Origin of the sequence: Haloarcula amylolytica, from assembly GCF_049705545.1 — an archaeon.
Classification (GTDB): domain Archaea; phylum Halobacteriota; class Halobacteria; order Halobacteriales; family Haloarculaceae; genus Haloarcula; species Haloarcula amylolytica_B.
In genome coordinates, this window is record NZ_JBNAMU010000001.1 from 446,864 (window position 1) to 463,649 (window position 16,786).

General features: G+C 65.0%; 19 protein-coding genes. 12 read left to right on the forward strand and 7 right to left on the reverse strand.

Going from position 1 to position 16,786, the window contains the following annotated elements:
- The first annotated feature begins 152 nt into the window (after positions 1-152).
- A complete protein-coding gene (locus ACOZ4H_RS02355; protein WP_424327799.1) occupies positions 153-2,048 on the forward strand; it encodes a carbon starvation CstA family protein in 1,896 nt (631 codons plus the stop codon).
- 41 nt (positions 2,049-2,089) lie between these two features.
- Here the strand turns inward: ACOZ4H_RS02355 and ACOZ4H_RS02360 are convergent, their stop codons facing one another.
- Together ACOZ4H_RS02360 and ACOZ4H_RS02365 are read right to left on the reverse strand one after the other, a co-directional pair.
- Positions 2,090-2,689: a DUF6517 family protein gene (locus tag ACOZ4H_RS02360; RefSeq protein WP_424327800.1), complete on the reverse strand. Its 600-nt coding sequence runs from the start codon at positions 2,687-2,689 to the stop codon at positions 2,090-2,092.
- Entirely contained in the window at positions 2,686-3,369 is a 684-nt protein-coding gene (locus ACOZ4H_RS02365) for a hypothetical protein (protein WP_424327801.1), read from the reverse strand. Before ACOZ4H_RS02365 ends, ACOZ4H_RS02360 begins: the two co-directional genes overlap by 4 nt.
- 176 nt (positions 3,370-3,545) lie before the next feature.
- Here ACOZ4H_RS02365 and ACOZ4H_RS02370 point away from each other — a divergent pair, with 176 nt between their 5' ends.
- Positions 3,546-3,761 (forward strand): hypothetical protein, encoded by a 216-nt coding sequence (locus ACOZ4H_RS02370; protein ID WP_424327802.1) that lies wholly within the window; start codon positions 3,546-3,548, stop codon positions 3,759-3,761.
- A gap of 3 nt (positions 3,762-3,764) precedes the next feature.
- Here ACOZ4H_RS02370 and ACOZ4H_RS02375 read toward each other — a convergent pair whose 3' ends face one another.
- Entirely contained in the window at positions 3,765-4,964 is a 1,200-nt protein-coding gene (locus ACOZ4H_RS02375) for an anion permease (RefSeq protein ID WP_424327803.1), read from the reverse strand.
- A 125-nt stretch (positions 4,965-5,089) separates the two neighbouring features.
- Between ACOZ4H_RS02375 and ACOZ4H_RS02380 the strand changes: the two genes are divergently transcribed.
- A complete protein-coding gene (locus tag ACOZ4H_RS02380) occupies positions 5,090-5,371 on the forward strand; it encodes a hypothetical protein (protein WP_424327804.1) in 282 nt (93 codons plus the stop codon).
- Between the two features lie 77 nt (positions 5,372-5,448).
- Here the strand turns inward: ACOZ4H_RS02380 and ACOZ4H_RS02385 are convergent, their stop codons facing one another.
- Complete coding sequence (locus ACOZ4H_RS02385) at positions 5,449-6,144, reverse strand: DUF5828 family protein (RefSeq protein ID WP_424327805.1); 696 nt, start codon at positions 6,142-6,144, stop codon at positions 5,449-5,451.
- Positions 6,145-6,405: 261 nt separating this feature from the next.
- Between ACOZ4H_RS02385 and ACOZ4H_RS02390 the strand changes: the two genes are divergently transcribed.
- The 8 genes from ACOZ4H_RS02390 (at position 6,406) to ACOZ4H_RS02425 (ending at position 13,998) form a co-directional block, all read left to right on the forward strand.
- On the forward strand, positions 6,406-7,098 hold the full coding sequence (locus tag ACOZ4H_RS02390; RefSeq protein WP_424327806.1) for a type 1 glutamine amidotransferase domain-containing protein: 693 nt from the start codon (positions 6,406-6,408) through the stop codon (positions 7,096-7,098).
- Positions 7,099-7,298: 200 nt separating this feature from the next.
- Positions 7,299-8,348 (forward strand): TAXI family TRAP transporter solute-binding subunit, encoded by a 1,050-nt coding sequence (locus ACOZ4H_RS02395; RefSeq protein ID WP_424327807.1) that lies wholly within the window; start codon positions 7,299-7,301, stop codon positions 8,346-8,348.
- Between the two features lie 60 nt (positions 8,349-8,408).
- The gene (locus ACOZ4H_RS02400) at positions 8,409-8,897 is read left to right on the forward strand and encodes a DUF1850 domain-containing protein (RefSeq protein WP_424327808.1); all 489 of its coding nucleotides are present in this window, start codon (positions 8,409-8,411) and stop codon (positions 8,895-8,897) included.
- Entirely contained in the window at positions 8,894-11,587 is a 2,694-nt protein-coding gene (locus ACOZ4H_RS02405) for a TRAP transporter permease (RefSeq protein ID WP_424327809.1), read from the forward strand. The genes ACOZ4H_RS02400 and ACOZ4H_RS02405 overlap by 4 nt, the downstream gene beginning before the upstream one ends.
- Before the next feature lie 40 nt (positions 11,588-11,627).
- Entirely contained in the window at positions 11,628-12,305 is a 678-nt protein-coding gene (gene upp / locus ACOZ4H_RS02410) for a uracil phosphoribosyltransferase (protein WP_424327810.1), read from the forward strand.
- A 261-nt stretch (positions 12,306-12,566) separates the two neighbouring features.
- Positions 12,567-13,004, forward strand: coding sequence for a DUF2391 domain-containing protein (locus ACOZ4H_RS02415; RefSeq protein WP_424327811.1), 438 nt, complete (start codon positions 12,567-12,569; stop codon positions 13,002-13,004).
- A gap of 46 nt (positions 13,005-13,050) precedes the next feature.
- Positions 13,051-13,635: a DUF7090 family protein gene (locus tag ACOZ4H_RS02420; protein ID WP_424327812.1), complete on the forward strand. Its 585-nt coding sequence runs from the start codon at positions 13,051-13,053 to the stop codon at positions 13,633-13,635.
- A gap of 204 nt (positions 13,636-13,839) precedes the next feature.
- Positions 13,840-13,998 carry a DUF7563 family protein gene (locus ACOZ4H_RS02425; protein WP_044952319.1) on the forward strand — a complete coding sequence of 53 codons (159 nt, stop codon included), beginning with the start codon at positions 13,840-13,842 and terminating at the stop codon, positions 13,996-13,998.
- Positions 13,999-14,103: 105 nt separating this feature from the next.
- On the opposite strand, the gene glmM is transcribed toward ACOZ4H_RS02425, so the two are convergent.
- Positions 14,104-15,420: a phosphoglucosamine mutase gene (gene glmM, locus ACOZ4H_RS02430; RefSeq protein ID WP_424327813.1), complete on the reverse strand. Its 1,317-nt coding sequence runs from the start codon at positions 15,418-15,420 to the stop codon at positions 14,104-14,106.
- A gap of 83 nt (positions 15,421-15,503) precedes the next feature.
- Positions 15,504-15,740 (reverse strand): hypothetical protein, encoded by a 237-nt coding sequence (locus ACOZ4H_RS02435; RefSeq protein ID WP_424327814.1) that lies wholly within the window; start codon positions 15,738-15,740, stop codon positions 15,504-15,506.
- Here ACOZ4H_RS02435 and rpiA point away from each other — a divergent pair.
- Positions 15,739-16,425 carry a ribose-5-phosphate isomerase RpiA gene (gene rpiA, locus ACOZ4H_RS02440; RefSeq protein WP_424327815.1) on the forward strand — a complete coding sequence of 229 codons (687 nt, stop codon included), beginning with the start codon at positions 15,739-15,741 and terminating at the stop codon, positions 16,423-16,425. The genes ACOZ4H_RS02435 and rpiA overlap by 2 nt on opposite strands.
- A gap of 48 nt (positions 16,426-16,473) precedes the next feature.
- On the opposite strand, the gene ACOZ4H_RS02445 is transcribed toward rpiA, so the two are convergent.
- On the reverse strand, positions 16,474-16,641 hold the full coding sequence (locus tag ACOZ4H_RS02445; RefSeq protein ID WP_004517708.1) for a hypothetical protein: 168 nt from the start codon (positions 16,639-16,641) through the stop codon (positions 16,474-16,476).
- Positions 16,642-16,786 lie beyond the last annotated feature (145 nt).

Below are 16,786 nucleotides of genomic sequence, written 5' to 3' on the forward strand. Positions count from 1 at the left end.
CGCCGTGCGCACGACCGATAAGTAATCAGATATTGGATTTTTATTTGACAGTCGAAACCGCGTGTCCGAGTCGGTTTTCACGGGCTCCGCAAGTATAAGAAATATATAATAACTATTAATAGGCTAATCTCAGTTAATATTCATGCACATCCATGACTCAAGTAATCTGGATCGTACTGGCTGTACTGGTGACGTTCAGCGTGGGGTATCTGGGGTATTCGAAATACCTCGCGCGGTTCCTCGAACTCGACGATGAAAACGAGACACCGGCACACAAGTACGAAGACGGGCAGGAGTACGTACCGTCGAAGAAACCGGTGTTGTTGGGTCACCACTACTCCAGTATCGCGGGTGGGGCACCGATTGTCGGACCGATCACCGCGGGGGCGGTGTGGGGCTGGGTTCCCGCTCTGTTGTGGATCGCTATCGGCAACCCGCTGATGGGAAGCGTCCACGACTTCGTCTCGCTGTCTGGCTCGCTCAGACACGAGGGGAAGTCCATCGGTTACATCATCGGTGAGTACATCGGGGAGGGGGGCAAGAACATGCTGCTGTGGTTCGCCTTCCTGACGATTATCCTCGTCGTCGCGGTGTTCGCGCTGGTGGTCGCCATCGTCTTCGACGCGTTCCCACAGGTGACGACCGCGAGTTTCGTCTACATCGCACTGGCCCTGCTGTTGGGGGTGTACCTCTACCAGCTTAACGGGCCGTTCCTTCCGGGGACCGTCGTGTTCGTCACGCTGGTGTTCGCTGGCGTGTACGCGGGCATCCAGTACCCGTTCGCGCTGTTCCCGGCCGTCGGCGACGCGAGCTACCCCGCAGGCACGCTCGTTCTCGCGGACGTCCTGAACCTGGGCAGCGGGCAGTGGATCCCCGGTTCCTCCGCGACGGCGATGAACCCCAACCGCGCGGCGTGGGTCCCGATCATCATGGTGTACGCGGGTATCGCGAGCGCGCTTCCGGTGTGGGTGCTGCTCCAGCCGCGTGACTACCTGTCGTCGTTCCTGCTGTACGCCGGCGTCGGCGGCGCGCTGCTGGCCGTCATTGTCGGCACGATATTCGGCACGGCTGCCACCGAGAGCGGCTCGCTGGTCATCGCGGACTCGATGGGTGCCTTCAACGGCTTCTGGGGCGTCGAGGGCGCTGGCCTCGCGCCGCTGTTCCCGCTGCTGTTCATCACCATCGCCTGTGGGACGATCAGCGGCTTCCACTCGCTGGTGTCCTCCGGGACGACGGCCAAGCAGTTGAACAAGGAGACCGACGCCCGCCTCATCGGGTACGGCGGGATGCTCGGCGAGGGGCTGCTGGCCGCCGTTGCGCTGTCGACGCTTGCCGTGGCCGGCTTCGCCGACCCCGCCGGTGGTATCGGCGCCGCGCTCCCGAACTTCGCGACGGGTGGCGGCATCATCTTCACCAGTCTCGGTATCCCTCAAAACTTCGGCGCGCCGTTCATGGCGCTCGTGCTGGTGAGCTTCCTGCTGACCTCGACGGACACGGCCGTCCGACTCGGCCGCTACATGATGGAGGAAATCGTCGGCCTCCGGGCGGGCGAGACGGCCTCCGGCTTCAACGTCGGCGGCGGCCTCCGCTCGACGCTCGGCGAGATCGGGCGCGGCCGCTACACGAACCCGCTCGTCCAGGCCATCCCGGCCTACCTGATGGTCATTTCCGGCGAGTGGCTCACGCTGTGGGCCCTGTTCGGCGGCGCGAACCAGCTGCTCGCGGCGCTGGCGCTGCTGACCGCGACCGTCTGGCTCGCCAACTGGGACGACAGCAAGCAGCTATACTCCACGGGCGTGCCGATGGCGATCATGACGACGATCACCATCCTGGGCCTGGCCTGGCTGGCGTTCTACAGCAACCTCTACCAGAACCTCATCCAGGGCGGTGCCGAGGGCACTGCGGCGATCGCCTCCTCGGCCGTCCAGATGGTGCTGGCGCTCGTGCTCATCGGCCTTGCGCTGGCGCTGGTCAAGAAAGGCTACGACAACATCAGTACGGTCCGTGACCGCGGTCGCGCCGGTGCGGTCGAGCCGGGCGACGACTGATCGCGACGACTTCTCCGTTTTTTCACCGTCGACAGCGACAGTTACGCGTTCCGCGTGACCGCGCCGAACGGGGGCGCGGCGTCGTCCGGGGCAGTCGCTATCGCCGTCACCGAGTCCTCGCCGGCACGGACGCGAACCCGGGCGAGGTCCCGGTCGCTATCGTCGAGCGTCGCCGTCGCTGTCATCCGTGTCGTTTCGGTCCCGAGAAGCGTCGCCGAGCCGCTTTCGCGCCACTCCGAGACGGAGTCGACTTCGGTGTCGGTCGCGAGCCCGACGACGCGGGCGTCGTCGACCGCCGTCAGCGGGTCGCGGACGACCTTTGGCTGGTCGACGACCTGCACGGCTGGGGCGGTCAGGAGCCCGAACCGCGCCCCGCTCGCCGACTCGTACACACGCTGGAAAACCGTCGCGATAACGTCCTGGCGCGACGTTAGCTCCACGTCTCCGGAGAAGTCGACAGTCACCGTCGTCTCGATGGTGGGCGCGCCCTCGGCAACGAGCGAGTAGTCGCTGGAGCCGGGGAGCACTGCCGGCGCGGTCGCGCTTGCCTCGATGGGCTCGCTCTCCTCCGGCAGGACGCTACAGCCGGCCAGCGTGGCCGTACAGGCGACGACGAAACCGCGCCGGGTGGGCGGCGTCATTTCCAGAACCGCTTGGCGAACCGCGACAGCACCCCTTCCTCGGGCTGGGTCACGTCCTCCCAGAGGACGAACGCCTCGACTACGTCGGCGGCCTCGCCGGCGACGGCTTCCTGCTCGTCCGGAACGACGACGCCAAGATTGACCTCGTAATGGCCGTAGTAGCCGTACTTCAACAGCGTGCGCTCGCGCTGGTCCTCGACGAACGACCGGACTTCCTCGGGCAGTTCGTCGGCGACGAGGACGAACGTGAAGTCAGTGCGGTAGTGCTCCTCGTTGGCTGTCACGCGCTCGTCGGCCAGGTCGTGGCCCAGTTCGACCAGCCGTTTCAGTTCACCGACCGTCGGCCGGTCGACGCGGCGGGCGTAGAGGTACTCTTCGGACTCGTGGTCGCCGTAGGACAGCGCCGGATGGAAGAACTGCTTCTGGTTCAGGACTCGCATCTCGCCGTAGAGGTCCCAGCGCTCCCCCCGGAGCCGGTGGTCCCGCTCCAGCGTGTAATTGTACATCAGTCGGTCGCTCACCCGGTCGAAGTACGGGTCCTCTGTCCAGTGTGGGACCTCCTCGACGATTTCATCGGGCAGTTCCGATTTCGGGACCGCACCGGTGACGGGGTCTTCCCAGCCGTCCGCACCGTAGTCCGTCGGGTCCTCGCCCGACCAGGACTCGGATTCCTCGCTCATCGTATCGAGTCACGTGGGCGTTCAGTTCGGACCGGTCCCCTGCCGCGGTAGCTCATACCATGGCGATGCCGTGTCGGACGCTTAAGCCCGTCGGTCAGGGGTTGGTCGTTCACGGGCCGTACACGACCGCCTCGGCAGGTTTTTGATGCTGGCCTTTCAATTGTTCACTGACAATCATGGCGAAAGACACCGAGGCCTGTGGCCGCTGCTCGATGAGTGTCGTCGTCGACGCAGTCGACGAGAACGAGGGCGAACAACCCCACGACCCCTTCGGCGACGACCGCATCGAAGTCGACCAGCGTGACATCGAGCGCGTCTCGCCCGAGGCCTGGATGGGCCGGCTCTCGACCCGCGTCAACGAGGCCGTGAGTCGCTACGTCTGGGGTCGCTGAGAGTCATATCGCCGCGTCGATAATCCAGAAGAGGCCGTAGCTCAGCCCGAACGCCAGCGCGAGCGACCCGATCCAGGCCAGCACCGTCTTGCCCATCTTCTCCCGACTGACCTCGCCGCCGCCGGCGGCCGCGCCGGAGCCGACGATAGCGGAGACGATGATCTCGTTGAACGACACCGGAATGCCGAAGAAGACGGCCGCCTGCGCGATGATGAAACTCGGAATCAACGCGCCGATGGAGCGTCGCGGGCCGAGCGAGGAGTAGTCCTGTGCCAGCGCTTTTATCATCCGCGGCGCGCCCGTCCACGACCCGATGAGGAGGCCGAGTCCGCCGAACAGCAGGACCCCGGTGATGGGGATGGCCGCCGTCGGCCCCTCACCGAGCAGGGGCACTAGCGGCCCCAGCGCAAGGCCAACCTGGCTCCCGCCGGCGGAGAAGGCCACGAGCCCGCCCATCACCAGCAGGAAGTGCCGTTGCCCGGCGGCTACATCCGCTCTGATGTCCAGATACAGCAGTCCCGCAGCAAGCGCCCCAGCAAGTAACGTCACGACGATCATCGATGGGAGTATCGGCGTCCCGGCCGCTCGCGCGACGGCGCGGGCCACCGATGCCTGCTCGCTGCCCGGTGCCAGGAGCACGAACTCGATGTTCGCCAGAATTATACCGACCAGCCCGCCCAGCAGCGGCACGAGCCGTTCCTCGGTCGTGGCCTCGTGCCGGAGCGACCACGCCGTCCCGAAGGCGATGCCCCCGCCGACGAAGGGTGTCAGGACCCACAGCGAGACGATTTCGATGTACTTGGCCGTCGCCGGCTGGCCGCCCATCGCCAGCCCGACGCCGACGACTGCACCGGTGACGGTAAACGCCGTCGCGATTGGGTAGCCGGTGAAGATACCGACGGCGACCAGGACCGCTGCCGTCAGCAACGCGACGATAGCGGCGATAGCAGAGAGGCCACCACCGCTCGGGAACAGGACGAGTTCGCTGCCGACGGCCTCCGTGACGTTGGCGCCCTGCAGGACCGCGCCGGCCAGCCCGAGGATACCGACGAAGAACCCGGCCCGCATCACCGAGATCGCGTTCGCACCGACGGCCGGCGCGAACGGAGTGGACCCGGACGACCCGGCACCGATTGCCCAGGCCATAAACAGACTCGCGGCTGACGCGACAACAAGCGTCGCAATCGTACTCGTCGCGACCATCTGTCACGGCGTTTGCCCTGCCCTGCAATGAGCCTACCGTTCGCGCGCCCATCACGAGCGACTGCCGACACTGACGCGGGCGTCACGGGCAAACGTTCAGGTGGCAGCGCGTGGTTCGGTCCCGTATGTCCGCCTCTGAAGAGACTGTCCGCGTCTGGCTGGTCGAACGAACGTACTCCGACGACGAACAGAACCTCATCATCCTCACGTACGCGACGCCCGACGGCGAGCAGTACTTCCGCAAGGAGCGAGCGCTGACCTCGTTTTCAGACGTGCGGGAGACGACGGCTGCCGTTGACGCCGACCCGGACAACCTCGGCAATGTCGACGACCCGGACCTGCAGGCCCAGTACGCGGCCGAAGCGACGCGGATGGCCGAACAGCACGATCCCGACGACGCTATCTGACCGTCTGCAGAGCCGCGCTCGCGCTTCATTCGTCGTTGCCTCTCGGACGCCCCGACGCCGGCGGCAGGGACGCCGCCTTAGTTCGTCTTCGCGTCCGTCTCCTCGCCCGGCTCTGTCGCATCCACTCCCTCAGCGGCCTCGACAGCCTCGGTGACTTTCTCGGTGTCGACGTGCCAGCGGTCGACGGCCTGCTCGAAGTCGGCGAGCTTGTTCGAGACGCGCATCTTCAGGTCGTCGTCGTTGACGTTGACCTCGAAGACGTACTCGGGGCGGTCGTCGCCGACGCGGCGGAGGTTCGCGCTGATGAGGTCGTTGTCGAAGTAGTAGGGGGCGATCTGTGTCATCACGTTCCGGTAGACGGTGTCCTCGACCTTCCGCAGGGCCTTCCGGCTGGCGGAGTCGGCCGCGCGGGCCACGTAGTCGACGGACTCGCTCCAGCGCTCCATCGCCTCGTCCGGTTCGTCGAGGTTCTCGTAGGACTCGCTGAGTTTCTCGCCGGCGGTCTGGAGGTCCTCGTCAGGCCCTTTACCGGCCTGCTCCCCCTTGCCCTCGGCGACACTCGCCTGGTCCGCGGTTTTCTCGTTGACGTCCTCGTCCAGTCGCTCGTGGCTTTTCGGTCGCCACTCGTCGAACTCACTGAGGGCGTCGTTGTCGACATCCTCGTCCGAAGCGATGTCTTTCAGCGCCTGCGTGATGCGCTCGCCGTGCTCGACGATGTCGACCCAGCCGCCTTTCGTCTTGAATCCTGAAACGCTCTCTTCGATGTCTGCCATGGTATAATAGTTCGGTCTACGACAGCCGCGGGACCTGCTGCAGTGGGCTGTCCATCTGTACACAGCGGATTGCTGCTCAGTGGGGTTAAACGTTTCCGCTGGACTGATCCCTTCGATATTCTACGACGAAAGCACCACGATCCCACTATATCGACACGCTAGACGCCGTGGTGCCACCGTATAGCGGCCTGCCCGCTCGTGTCCCTGCTTCGCTCAACACCGAACGGCCGTTTATAAGGATTGCACGCGAACAGTCTCACGATGTCATCCGCACTATTCGTCGTAAGCGAGCACGGCTACTGGGGCGAAGAATGTATCGAGCCGCTGACCACTCTCTCAGACGCCGGCCTGGATATCACGGTGGCGACACCGACCGGCGAGCCGCCGGTGCTTGACGAGCGCTCTGTCGACCCCGAAGAGGTCGGCGAAGACCTCTCGGAACACGTTCGAGAGGTCCACGAGAACGACGAGCGACTGAACGACCCGATTCCGCTGGCACAGGCCGACGCCGAGGACTACGACACCGTTGTGTTCCCCGGCGGCCACGGGGCGGAGTGGGACATCACGCAGGACACTCACGCCCGCGAACTGCTGCGCGAGAGCGTCGCCGGCGGCGACGGCAAGGCCCTCGTCGTCTGTCACACGGTCGGGATCCTGGCGTTCACCAGGGACGCCGACGGCGAGTTCCTCGTCGACGGGCGCTCGGTCACCGGCTTCCCGAACGCCTGGGAGGAGGGCATCGTCGACGAGAACGACCTGCTTCCTGACGGCCGCAAGCTCCCGTATTGGGTCGAAGATGAGGTGAAGGCCGCCGGCGCAGATTGGGACGCCGAACTCGACGCCGACACCAGCGTCACGGTCGACGGCGACCTCATCACGGCTCGTGGCCCGCCATCGTCGGCTGCAGCCGCCCGGACGCTCCTCGATGAGCTCGGTATCGAGTCGCCCGCGTAACAGGCATCGTCGCGGCGGCGTCCGCTGAGATATAACTTGCCCTGAATTTCCCGAAAAGTAGTACGTTCCCCTCGTGCCTCTTTCCCCATCCGTGTCCCGTCCAGTGAAATACCCTGTCACACGCTATCGCACAATATAGTCAAATAACGACTGTATACTAGCTAACATTCTTGAAGACCCCGGTCAACGTAGACATACGTATGACTAACAACTCTACGCGTAGACGGTTCCTCAAGACAGCAGGCGTTGCAGGTGTCGCGGCGCTCGCCGGTTGTGGCGGCGGTGACGGCGGTGACGGTGGCGACGGCGGTGACGGTGGTGACGGTGGCATGACCGAAACCGAGGGCGACGGTGGCGACGGCGGCATGACCGAAACCGAGACGGAAGCCGAGGTGGACACCCGCCTCTCGTGGCACGCCGGCGGCACTGGTGGGACCTACTTCCCGCTCTCGAACGAGTTCAAGACGGTCGTAGAGGACAACACGGACTTCACGCTGAACGTCCAGTCGACCGGTGCGAGCGTCGAGAACGTCGGCAACCTCGCAAGCGGCGACGCCGACTTCGCGCTCATCCAGAACGACATCGCCTCGTTCGCGAAGAACGGGACCGGCATCGACGCGTTCCAGGACAACGCTATCGAGAACCTGCGCGGCGTCGCGACGCTGTACCCCGAGACCATCACGGTCGTCACGCTCGCGGACACCGGTATCACCCAGCTCTCGGACCTCTCCGGTGCGACAATCAACACCGGCGACCTCGGCAGCGGGACCCAGGTCAACGCCCTCCAGATTCTCGAAGCGGTCGGTATCTCTGACTTCACCGAGCAGAACGCCTCGTTCTCCCAGGCCGCCGACCAGCTCCGGAACGGCGATATCGACGCCGCGTTCGTCGTCGGCGGCTGGCCGGTCGGCGCTATCGAGGATCTCGCGAACACCAACGACCTCGTCATCGTCCCCATTGAGGGTGACAACCGCCAGGCAGTCAAGGACGCCGCCTCCTGGTTCGCTGACGACACAATCCCGGCCGGCACGTACACGGGCATCGATGAGGCCGTCGAAACAGTCGCCGTCCAGGCGATGATTGCGACGAACGCCGAACAGTCCGAATCGACGGTCGAAGCCGTCACCGCGGCTATCTTCGACAACGTGGACGACCTCTCGATCAAGACGGACTTCATCAGCAGGGAGTCCGCACAGGACGGGATGTCCATCGAACTCCATCCCGGCGCAGCGGCCTACTTCGACGCGTAACGCCGCCGACTGACGCCATCCGTATCACTCACTAACCGTTTTCTATCACCCAGAACTGGAATGAGACGACGATACGTCGCCATCGCGGTGCTCGTTTCCCTCCTCCTTCTTGGGAGCGTAGCGGCGGTACCCGGCGGACGTGCACTGGTCGTTGCGGACGCCGAGACCGGCGAACAGTATATGACGATCCCGGTCGAGGAAGGAACTACAGTCGCTCTGGAATACATGCACAGCGTCGAAAAAACTCGCGTCTACGACGAGTACACGGTCCGGGGTGACCACCTCGAGATGACCCGCATGGAGTTCGAATCGTTCGGCTGGGGGCTCCCGAGCGGGGCCAACGTCACCCGGGAAGATGGGGTGTACGTCTTCGACCCGCCGGGCAACTACACGCGTGTGACAGTCTCTCCCGGTGATATCGCAGGACATAAACTTCACGTCGGAGCCGAAACCTACGACCTGGTAGCCCGCACCAACGGCCGCTCGGTCCACCTCTACGTGACCCGACGCTCGGCGTTCGGTGCTGCGACAGACCAGTTCAACACATGACTGACGACACACGACCTGACGATGGCGAGGAGGCCGTATCGGACGAGGAAGTCGACGAAGTACTCCAGGAGATAGAGCGTAAGCGCTCGCTCTCCGGGTGGGCCGCCGTCGTCGTCGCGCTCATCGGCATTTCGTTTTCGGTGTTTCAGATGTGGCTCGCGGCGAAAGGGTTCGTTCTCTCGCTATCGGTCCCGGGCGTGGGCGACGTCGTGTTCGCGTCGCTGCAACTGCTCCAGATCAACGCTGTCCACGTCTCCTTCGGCCTCATTCTGACCTTCCTGCTGTATCCCGGCAGCACCGGCGACGGCCCGCTCTCCCGGCGCTGTATCGCGCTCGGGTCGCTGGTCGACGAGAAGCTCGGCGAGGACCATCCGGTGTCTCGTGTCGTTCACGCTATCGGGGACGCCCTCGCATGGGCGATTCTGGACCGCGACATGAACCGCGTGGCCCCGTCGGATTTCGTTTTCATCGTCCTGTCGGTGCTGTCGGCCGCGTACTTCATCACCGACTTCAACGAGATCCAGCGTATGCGCGCGCTGGGGCTCGAACGTGGGCGGCCGATTCAGGAGGTATTCACCTTCTTAGAGCCGATAGCGGGGCTGCTCGGGCCGCTCGCTGATACCTCCTACGCATTCGTACTGGGCGTGCTGGGCGTCCTGCTCGTCCTCGAAGCGACCCGCCGGGCCATCAGCCTCTGGCTGATGGTTATCGTCGCGGCGTTCGTCGTTTACGCCCGCTTCGGCGTCCTCATCCCACAGGACGCAGCCTACGTCGGTGTGCTCTCCATCCCGGAACTGTCCTGGGCCTCTATCATCCAGAACCTCTGGTACAACACGGAAAACGGGGTGTTCGGGATTCCGGTCACCGTCTCCGTGCAGTTCATCTACATCTTCATTCTCTTCGGCGCGTTCCTCGAGATGTCCGGCGCGGGGCAGTGGTTCATCGACCTCGCGTACGGCGCGACGGGGACGCGGAAGGGTGGCCCGGCGAAGGCGTCCATCCTCGCCAGCGGATTCATGGGGACCATCTCCGGGTCTTCGATTGCGAACACGGTGACGACCGGCGCGTTCACGATTCCGCTGATGAAGCGGTCGGGCTACTCGCCGGAGTTCTCCGGGGGCGTCGAGGCGTCCGCCTCCTCGGGCGGCCAGATTCTCCCCCCAGTGATGGGGGCCGCCGCGTTCCTCATCGTCCAGTACACGGCGACACCGTTCGCAGACGTCATCGTCGTCGCGACGATTCCCGCCATCGTCTTCTTCTTCGGGGTCTGGGTGATGGTCCACTTCGAGGCGGTCAAGGAGGACATCGGTGGCCTCGACCCCTCCGAACTGGTGAACATCCGGAGCCACCTCCGGAGCGGGTGGTTCTACCTCGTCCCGATTGTGCTCCTGCTGTACTATCTCATCATCGAGCGGCTGTCGGTCGCTCGCTCGGCGTGGTTCACGCTCATCGCCATCGGCGCGCTCATCACGCTCGTCGCGGCTTACAGCGACGAGACGCGCGCCCGCCTCGGTGCGATTTTCGGGGTGCTGTTCGGCGTCTCCTTCCTCTCACAGTTCCTGGCCGGTGCCGGTGTTCTGGCGGCGCTGGCCGGCGGCGGGACGGGGTCGCAACCGATTATGGCCGCGTTCTCGGCCACCGTTGGCGACCTCGGCACGCTGATAATCCTCGCCGGCGTCCTCACACTGATTACCCGGCCCAGACTCGACTCGCCGCTACTGTCGTTCGACAGTGCCGTCGACGACGCCTCCGAGACGACTTCCGACGCCATCGGTCGTCCGTACCTGGCCTCGAACGGGCTGTACAACCTCGGCGTCTTCCTCGGGAAATCAATGGAAAGCGGAGCCAGAACCGCGGTCCCGGTCGTCATTGCCGTCGCCGCCGCCGGTATCATCCCGGGCGTCATCAGCGTCTCCGGCCTCGGGCCGAACCTCGTCTCGCTCATCACGGCCGTCGCCGGCGGGTCGCTGGTCTTGCTGTTGCTCGTCACGGCGTTTTCCTCGATCATCCTCGGGATGGGGATGCCGACGACGGTGACCTACATCATCCTCGTCTCCCTGCTCGCGCCGGCGCTGACCGAGTTCGGCGTCCCGCTGCTCGCGGCGCACCTGTTCATCCTCTACTTCGGCGTCATCGCCGACATCACCCCACCGGTCGCGGTGGCCGCCTACGCCGCCTCCGGCGTCGCGAAGTCCGACGCGTTCCAGACCGGCATCGAGGCGTTCTCGCTGTCGCTCAACAAGGCAATCGTCCCGTTCGCGTTCATCGTCACGCCGGGCATCATCCTGATCCGGCGTGCCCCGACGGACTCCGGATACCGAATCGTCGGGACCGCCGACCTGCTGGACCTCGGCTACTCCATCCCCGAGATACTGATACCCGTTATCGGCGTCTTCCTCGGCGTCGTCGCGCTGGCCGCGACGGTCATTGGGTTCGCGTACGCGACGGTCTCCCGGGGCGAGCGGGCGGCGTTCGCGTTCAGTTCGCTGCTCCTGATGGCTCCCGGCCTCGCGGTGTCCGGGGTGTACGACCTCCTCGGACTGGTCGGCATCGGCGGCGGCGAGATGACGGTCCTGCTCGACGTTGTGCTTCGCGGCGTCGGCCTCGCCCTGTTCCTCTTCCTCATGGCCAAGAACCGCCAGCGCGGCGGCGACCCTGCGGGACGGTCAGGCACGGCTGAGCCGGCGTAAGTGAGAACCGTTTAACCCATCCGGGGTCAACGGGCACGATATGCCAATCGAACAGCGCGGCGACGCCTCTGTCGTCACGCACGCGCTGGCGCGAGACGAACTGACACGGATACGAAACGTCGAGACCGAACAGGTCGCCTTCCGCAAGGGACTGGTCCGTCTCGGCCGTATCTGTGGCTACGAGATCATCGACGGTCGGATGGAAACAGAGTACACGGAGGTCCAGACGCCGCTGACCACGATGATGGGCGAGCGGGTCAAAGGGCTCGACGATGTGGTTATCGTCAACGTCCTCCGTGCAGCGACACCGTTCGTCGAGGGACTGCTCAAAGCGTTCCCGCGCGCCAGGCAGGGTGTTATCTCTGCCAGCCGCGACGAGGAAGCCGGGATGAACGACGACGGCGAGTTCCCCATCTCCGTCGACTACGTCAAACTGCCCGAGATCACCGAGGACGACACGGTCATCATCGCGGACCCGATGCTTGCGACCGGATCGACGATGACGACGGTGCTCGACTACATCACCTCGGAGAAGACCGAACCGGAGAACCTCCTCGTCCTGGCCGCGGTTTCCGCGCCCGAGGGTATCGTCCGCGTTTCGGAAGCCCAGCCGGACGCAGACATCATCAGCGTCGCTATCGACGACGAACTCGACGAGGACGGGTTCATCGTTCCGGGACTCGGAGACGCCGGTGACCGGGCCTTCCGGACGACGTGATCTCCGGTTCCCTGAACCTGTCGGCTGAGGGACGAAACGTTTTTATCTGAGGCCCGAATCAGCCGATGATGTCGCGATTTTCCGTCTGCTCTCAGCCGCTGTACCCCCTAGTTTCACCTGGAAGCCGACAGACGGTGGCATGATTCCGGTGCAGTTGAAACGCTAACGACGGCTGTGGACCGCTCCGCGGCGACCGGGCGTGATTCCCGGCGGACAGTCGTGGACCGGGAGGCTTTCGTACTGACGGGCCGGCAACCCGGTATGGCTCGACGCCGATACCGGGTCGCGGATACCGCCCAGCAACTCGTCGGGGGGTTCCTGCTCGCGGGACCGTTCGTCGTGACCGAGGAGGTGTGGGTACTGGCCGAGAACATGTCCTGGTATCACGCGGTGCTCGTCGTCGGTATCGTGTTCGCTATCGGCTACGGGGCGCTGTACAAGGCTGACGCCGGCCGGGACATCGACACCGAGGCGGAGGTGGCCGGCATTCCGGTCCGGTTCGTCTCGCTGATGATTGTGGCGTTCGGCTCGGTAGCCATCCTCGCGACGGCGCTGACCGCTCCGGCCACGTTTCTCGTCAACGGTGGGATTCTGCCGGACCCGACGCCGATGACCGTCGCCCTGACGACGCTGAAAGCGATCATCGTCGGTGCGATTTTCAGCGTGGTCGGTGCTGCGACGGCGGACAGCGTGTTCTGACCGGGACCCGCACACTTAATTGGGTTCCACTCTCGTTGATGTGCATATGGAGTATACGCTGGCTATCGACAACGCGCCGGAGACCGTTCCGGGTGGCACGGGGGTACTGCTCCTGCATCCGAGTACCGGCGAGACGGACCGACTGGATACGGATTTCCTCGCGACCGACACGGATTCGATGCTCGTCATCTCGACCCGGACCACCGCCCGGGAGGTCAAGCAGAAACTTGAGTACTACGAGGTCGACGAGTCGAAGGCGACCATCCTCGACACGCTGTCGGTCGAACGTGGCTACACCCGTCGCCGCTCCGAGGGCGTTCGGTACGTCTCCGCGCCAGATGACCTGTCCGGTATCGTCTCGGAGACCGAGACGTTCCTGCAGGAACACGACGGGAAACTCCGCGTAACGTTCGACTCGCTGACGGAACTCATCTATTATGCCGACGAGGACGGCGCGCTGTCGGCCGTCGAAGATATCCTTGACCTGCTAGACGAGTACGACGCCGTCGGGATGTTCCACCTCGCCGACGAGGTCCACGACGAGGCGACGGTCGCGGCGTTCCGTGAACTCTTCGACGGTGTCATCGAGCTGTCCGAGGACGGAACCATTACGAGTACCTTCGAGGAGTAATCGGACGCCCCATCCCGAATCCGCCGCTCCTCCGATGGAGTTGTGACACCTCCTCGACACTCCTCCACCCATCCACCCCTCCGGCGGCGCTTCTCCCTCTCGAACGAAACGGTGTTTTCCCCCGGCAGCGACGCCAACACCCTGTATGCGAACTCTTACCAGACCAACAACAATTAAGAGGGTATAACCCACATACAGGGTTGTATGCCGGAATGCCAGAACTGCGGTAATTTTGTAACGGCTGACTACGCGCGTGTGTTCACGCCGAACGGGGTCGAAAAGCCCAGAGTCTGTCCGCAGTGCGAGGACAAGATTCGCGACGGGGCAGACGTCCGCGAGGCACGGTCCACACGCCGCGGATAGAACCGGTCAGGAACTGCCGCCCTGTGACCTGACGGTTGCGGGGACGTTTTCCTCGCCGGTCGACATCGCTCGGAACCGCTGTTTTACCGCGACCCACCTTCGTCTCTATGATTGCGCGTCAGTCAGGCGTGTCCGTGCCTCCTCGAACACCGCGTCAGCACGGTCTGCGTCACGGGCTTCGGCGGTGATCCGAACGAGCGGCTGGGTCCCGCTGGCCCGCAGGAGGAACCACGCATCGCCGAGGTCGACGCGGACGCCGTCGAGCGTCGTCACGTCGTCGTAGGCGTCGGTCACCGTCTCCCGAACGCGGTCCATCACCGTTTCCTTCTGGTCAGTTTCGACGCTGTCCCGGCGGATGGGATACTCCGGCACGTCGGCGGCGCGGTCGTCCAGCGGGCGCTCGCTGTCCAGCGCCGCAGCGGTACAGGCCGCCAGCGGACCGTCCGGGCACAGCGTTCGGTCGGGCCAGATCCACGCACCGCTTGGCTCCCCGCCGAAGGCGACATCCCCGGCGCTGGCGGCCTCGGCGACGTACACGTCCCCAACCGGAGTGTACTCGACGGACACGCCGATATCACTGAGGTAGTCCTCGACGGCGAGGCTCGTATCGACCGGGACGGCGACCCGCTCGCCCGGTGACGCTGCGGCACGGGCGAACACGGCCAGTAGCACGTCGCCGGAGAGGAAGGTCCCGTCGGCCGCAACCGCCCGCATCCGGTCGGCGTCGCCGTCGTGTGCGACCCCGAGGTCGGCGTCTGATTCGGCCACCAGCGTCGCCAGCGACTCGCAGTTCTCGGCTTTCGGCTCCGAGGGGCGGCCGGGGAACGCGCCGTCGGGCTGGCCGTTAAGCGTCTCGACGGAACAGCCCAGTTCGGTGAGGGCGTCGACGCTGACCCGGCCCGCGCCGTTGCCGAGGTCGACGACGACGTGGCTGTCGAGGTCCAGTTCGCCGATTTCCGCGACCAGCGCCTCGACGTGGCGCTGGCTGGCATCCCGGGACTCGATGTCGCCGCTCTCGTCCCACGCTGCTGGCTCGAACGCATCCTCGTCCAGTCGCTGTTCGATTGTCGCTCGAAGGTCTGCATCGAAGGCCTGCCCGCTGGGCTGCCAGAGCTTGATACCGTTGTCTTCCGGCGGGTTGTGACTGGCCGTTATCGCGACCCCGGCGTCGGCGTCCTGCCACGCCACCGCCCGTCCGATAGTCGGCGTCGCCGCACCGCCGAGGTCGATCACGTCGACGCCGCTCTCCCGGAGCCCGGCTACCAGCGCCGCCTGCAGGTACTCGCCGCTCGCTCGCGGGTCCCGGCCCACGACCACCCGCCCGCAGTCGATGCCAAGCGCGCGTCCCACCGAGAGCGCCAACTCGGTCGTGACCGTCTCGCCGACGGGACCCCGAATCCCGCTCGTTCCGAACTGTGTCATTACTGGCCCCTGCGTCGGGCCGCCCTAAAATCCACCCGGCATCGGACAGGTGCTGTGGGCCGATGGTGCTGACGCTCGCTCCGTCACTGCGCTGGCGACCACTCGCAGGCCGCGCCGGTCGTCAGGTCTGCCTCGTCGATGTGAGCCGAGAGGCAGCCGTAGTTACAGAACTGGGCCGTCGGCTTCCCGTCGGGCGTCTCGCTGACGTAGACGGGGTCGTGGTCCTCGACCGGAGAGCCACAGTACGTGCACTCGGTCATACGTACGCTTGCGGCCGGGAGAACAAACGTTTTGTCCGCGTCTGTCGACCCACCGCACATGAAACAGGGCGGCTCCGACGCGGCGAAACGGGAAGCGGGGAAATCAGCGGCCGAGGCAGTCGAGGACGGCATGGTCGTCGGCCTCGGCACGGGGTCGACGGCGGCCCACGCTATCCGCGCCATCGGACGGGTGGTCGACGCGGGACTCGATGTCGTCGGCGTCCCCACGTCGTTTCAGTCCCGCCAGCTGGCCCGGGACTGCGGCATCCCGCTGGCCGACCTCGACGACGTGTCGGTCGACCTCGCTATCGACGGAGCCGACGAGGTGGCCGACGGCCACCTGATCAAGGGCGGCGGCGCCGCTCACGCCCGGGAGAAGATCGTCGACGCGAGCGCCGACCGCTTCCTCGTCGTCGCCGACCCGACGAAGGAGGCCGAGCGGCTCTCGGTGCCGGTACCCGTCGAAGTGCTCCCGATGGCCCGTTCGACGGTCGCCGCGGCGGTCGAGGACCTCGGCGGCGACCCCCAGCTCCGTCGCGCGGAGCGCAAGGACGGCCCGGTCGTCACCGACAACGGGAACATCGTGCTCGACTGCGACTTCGGCCCTATCGACGACCCTGCCGCGCTCGCCAGCGACCTCGCCGCGCTCCCCGGTGTCGTCGAACACGGTCTGTTCGTCGATCTGGCCGACGAAATCCACGTCGGCACTACTGACGGCGTCACCGTCCGAGCGCTATCGGAATAGCTGTCGCTGGTCGGCTTGCGTCGAAAAAATACACTGCTTGAAACGACCTTACAGGTCGCGCGGCTGGACCGTCTTGCGGTCGTTCTCGTCGGCGCGGCGGGCTGCGTCCTGAAGCAGCTCTTCGACTTCCTCGTCGAGTGCGTCGTAGAAGTCGGACGCTACGTTCATGTCGTTGAGCTCTTCCTTAACGGCGGCTTTGACGATTAGGTCTGCCATACAGACGAGGTATCGACGGGGGTTACTTATATACTTTCTCCAATTAGTTCGCTCTCGCCGCTATTACCGGCAGTTTGAGGCGTTATTGGGCAGATAACCCCTTATAAATCCGCCATTGTGACCTTACAGATACACCAAAATCCGC

What these genes read in the sequence shown, in the direction of transcription:
- ACOZ4H_RS02355 (WP_424327799.1), top strand. Translation starts at nt 153, where the DNA reads ATGACTCAAGTAATCTGGATCGTACTGGCTGTACTGGTGACGTTCAGC.
- ACOZ4H_RS02360 (WP_424327800.1), bottom strand. Translation starts at nt 2,689, where the DNA reads ATGACGCCGCCCACCCGGCGCGGTTTCGTCGTCGCCTGTACGGCCACG.
- ACOZ4H_RS02365 (WP_424327801.1), bottom strand. Translation starts at nt 3,369, where the DNA reads ATGAGCGAGGAATCCGAGTCCTGGTCGGGCGAGGACCCGACGGACTAC.
- ACOZ4H_RS02370 (WP_424327802.1), top strand. Translation starts at nt 3,546, where the DNA reads ATGGCGAAAGACACCGAGGCCTGTGGCCGCTGCTCGATGAGTGTCGTC.
- ACOZ4H_RS02375 (WP_424327803.1), bottom strand. Translation starts at nt 4,964, where the DNA reads ATGGTCGCGACGAGTACGATTGCGACGCTTGTTGTCGCGTCAGCCGCG.
- ACOZ4H_RS02380 (WP_424327804.1), top strand. Translation starts at nt 5,090, where the DNA reads ATGTCCGCCTCTGAAGAGACTGTCCGCGTCTGGCTGGTCGAACGAACG.
- ACOZ4H_RS02385 (WP_424327805.1), bottom strand. Translation starts at nt 6,144, where the DNA reads ATGGCAGACATCGAAGAGAGCGTTTCAGGATTCAAGACGAAAGGCGGC.
- ACOZ4H_RS02390 (WP_424327806.1), top strand. Translation starts at nt 6,406, where the DNA reads ATGTCATCCGCACTATTCGTCGTAAGCGAGCACGGCTACTGGGGCGAA.
- ACOZ4H_RS02395 (WP_424327807.1), top strand. Translation starts at nt 7,299, where the DNA reads ATGACTAACAACTCTACGCGTAGACGGTTCCTCAAGACAGCAGGCGTT.
- ACOZ4H_RS02400 (WP_424327808.1), top strand. Translation starts at nt 8,409, where the DNA reads ATGAGACGACGATACGTCGCCATCGCGGTGCTCGTTTCCCTCCTCCTT.
- ACOZ4H_RS02405 (WP_424327809.1), top strand. Translation starts at nt 8,894, where the DNA reads ATGACTGACGACACACGACCTGACGATGGCGAGGAGGCCGTATCGGAC.
- upp (WP_424327810.1), top strand. Translation starts at nt 11,628, where the DNA reads ATGCCAATCGAACAGCGCGGCGACGCCTCTGTCGTCACGCACGCGCTG.
- ACOZ4H_RS02415 (WP_424327811.1), top strand. Translation starts at nt 12,567, where the DNA reads ATGGCTCGACGCCGATACCGGGTCGCGGATACCGCCCAGCAACTCGTC.
- ACOZ4H_RS02420 (WP_424327812.1), top strand. Translation starts at nt 13,051, where the DNA reads ATGGAGTATACGCTGGCTATCGACAACGCGCCGGAGACCGTTCCGGGT.
- ACOZ4H_RS02425 (WP_044952319.1), top strand. Translation starts at nt 13,840, where the DNA reads ATGCCGGAATGCCAGAACTGCGGTAATTTTGTAACGGCTGACTACGCG.
- glmM (WP_424327813.1), bottom strand. Translation starts at nt 15,420, where the DNA reads ATGACACAGTTCGGAACGAGCGGGATTCGGGGTCCCGTCGGCGAGACG.
- rpiA (WP_424327815.1), top strand. Translation starts at nt 15,739, where the DNA reads ATGAAACAGGGCGGCTCCGACGCGGCGAAACGGGAAGCGGGGAAATCA.
- ACOZ4H_RS02435 (WP_424327814.1), bottom strand. Translation starts at nt 15,740, where the DNA reads ATGTGCGGTGGGTCGACAGACGCGGACAAAACGTTTGTTCTCCCGGCC.
- ACOZ4H_RS02445 (WP_004517708.1), bottom strand. Translation starts at nt 16,641, where the DNA reads ATGGCAGACCTAATCGTCAAAGCCGCCGTTAAGGAAGAGCTCAACGAC.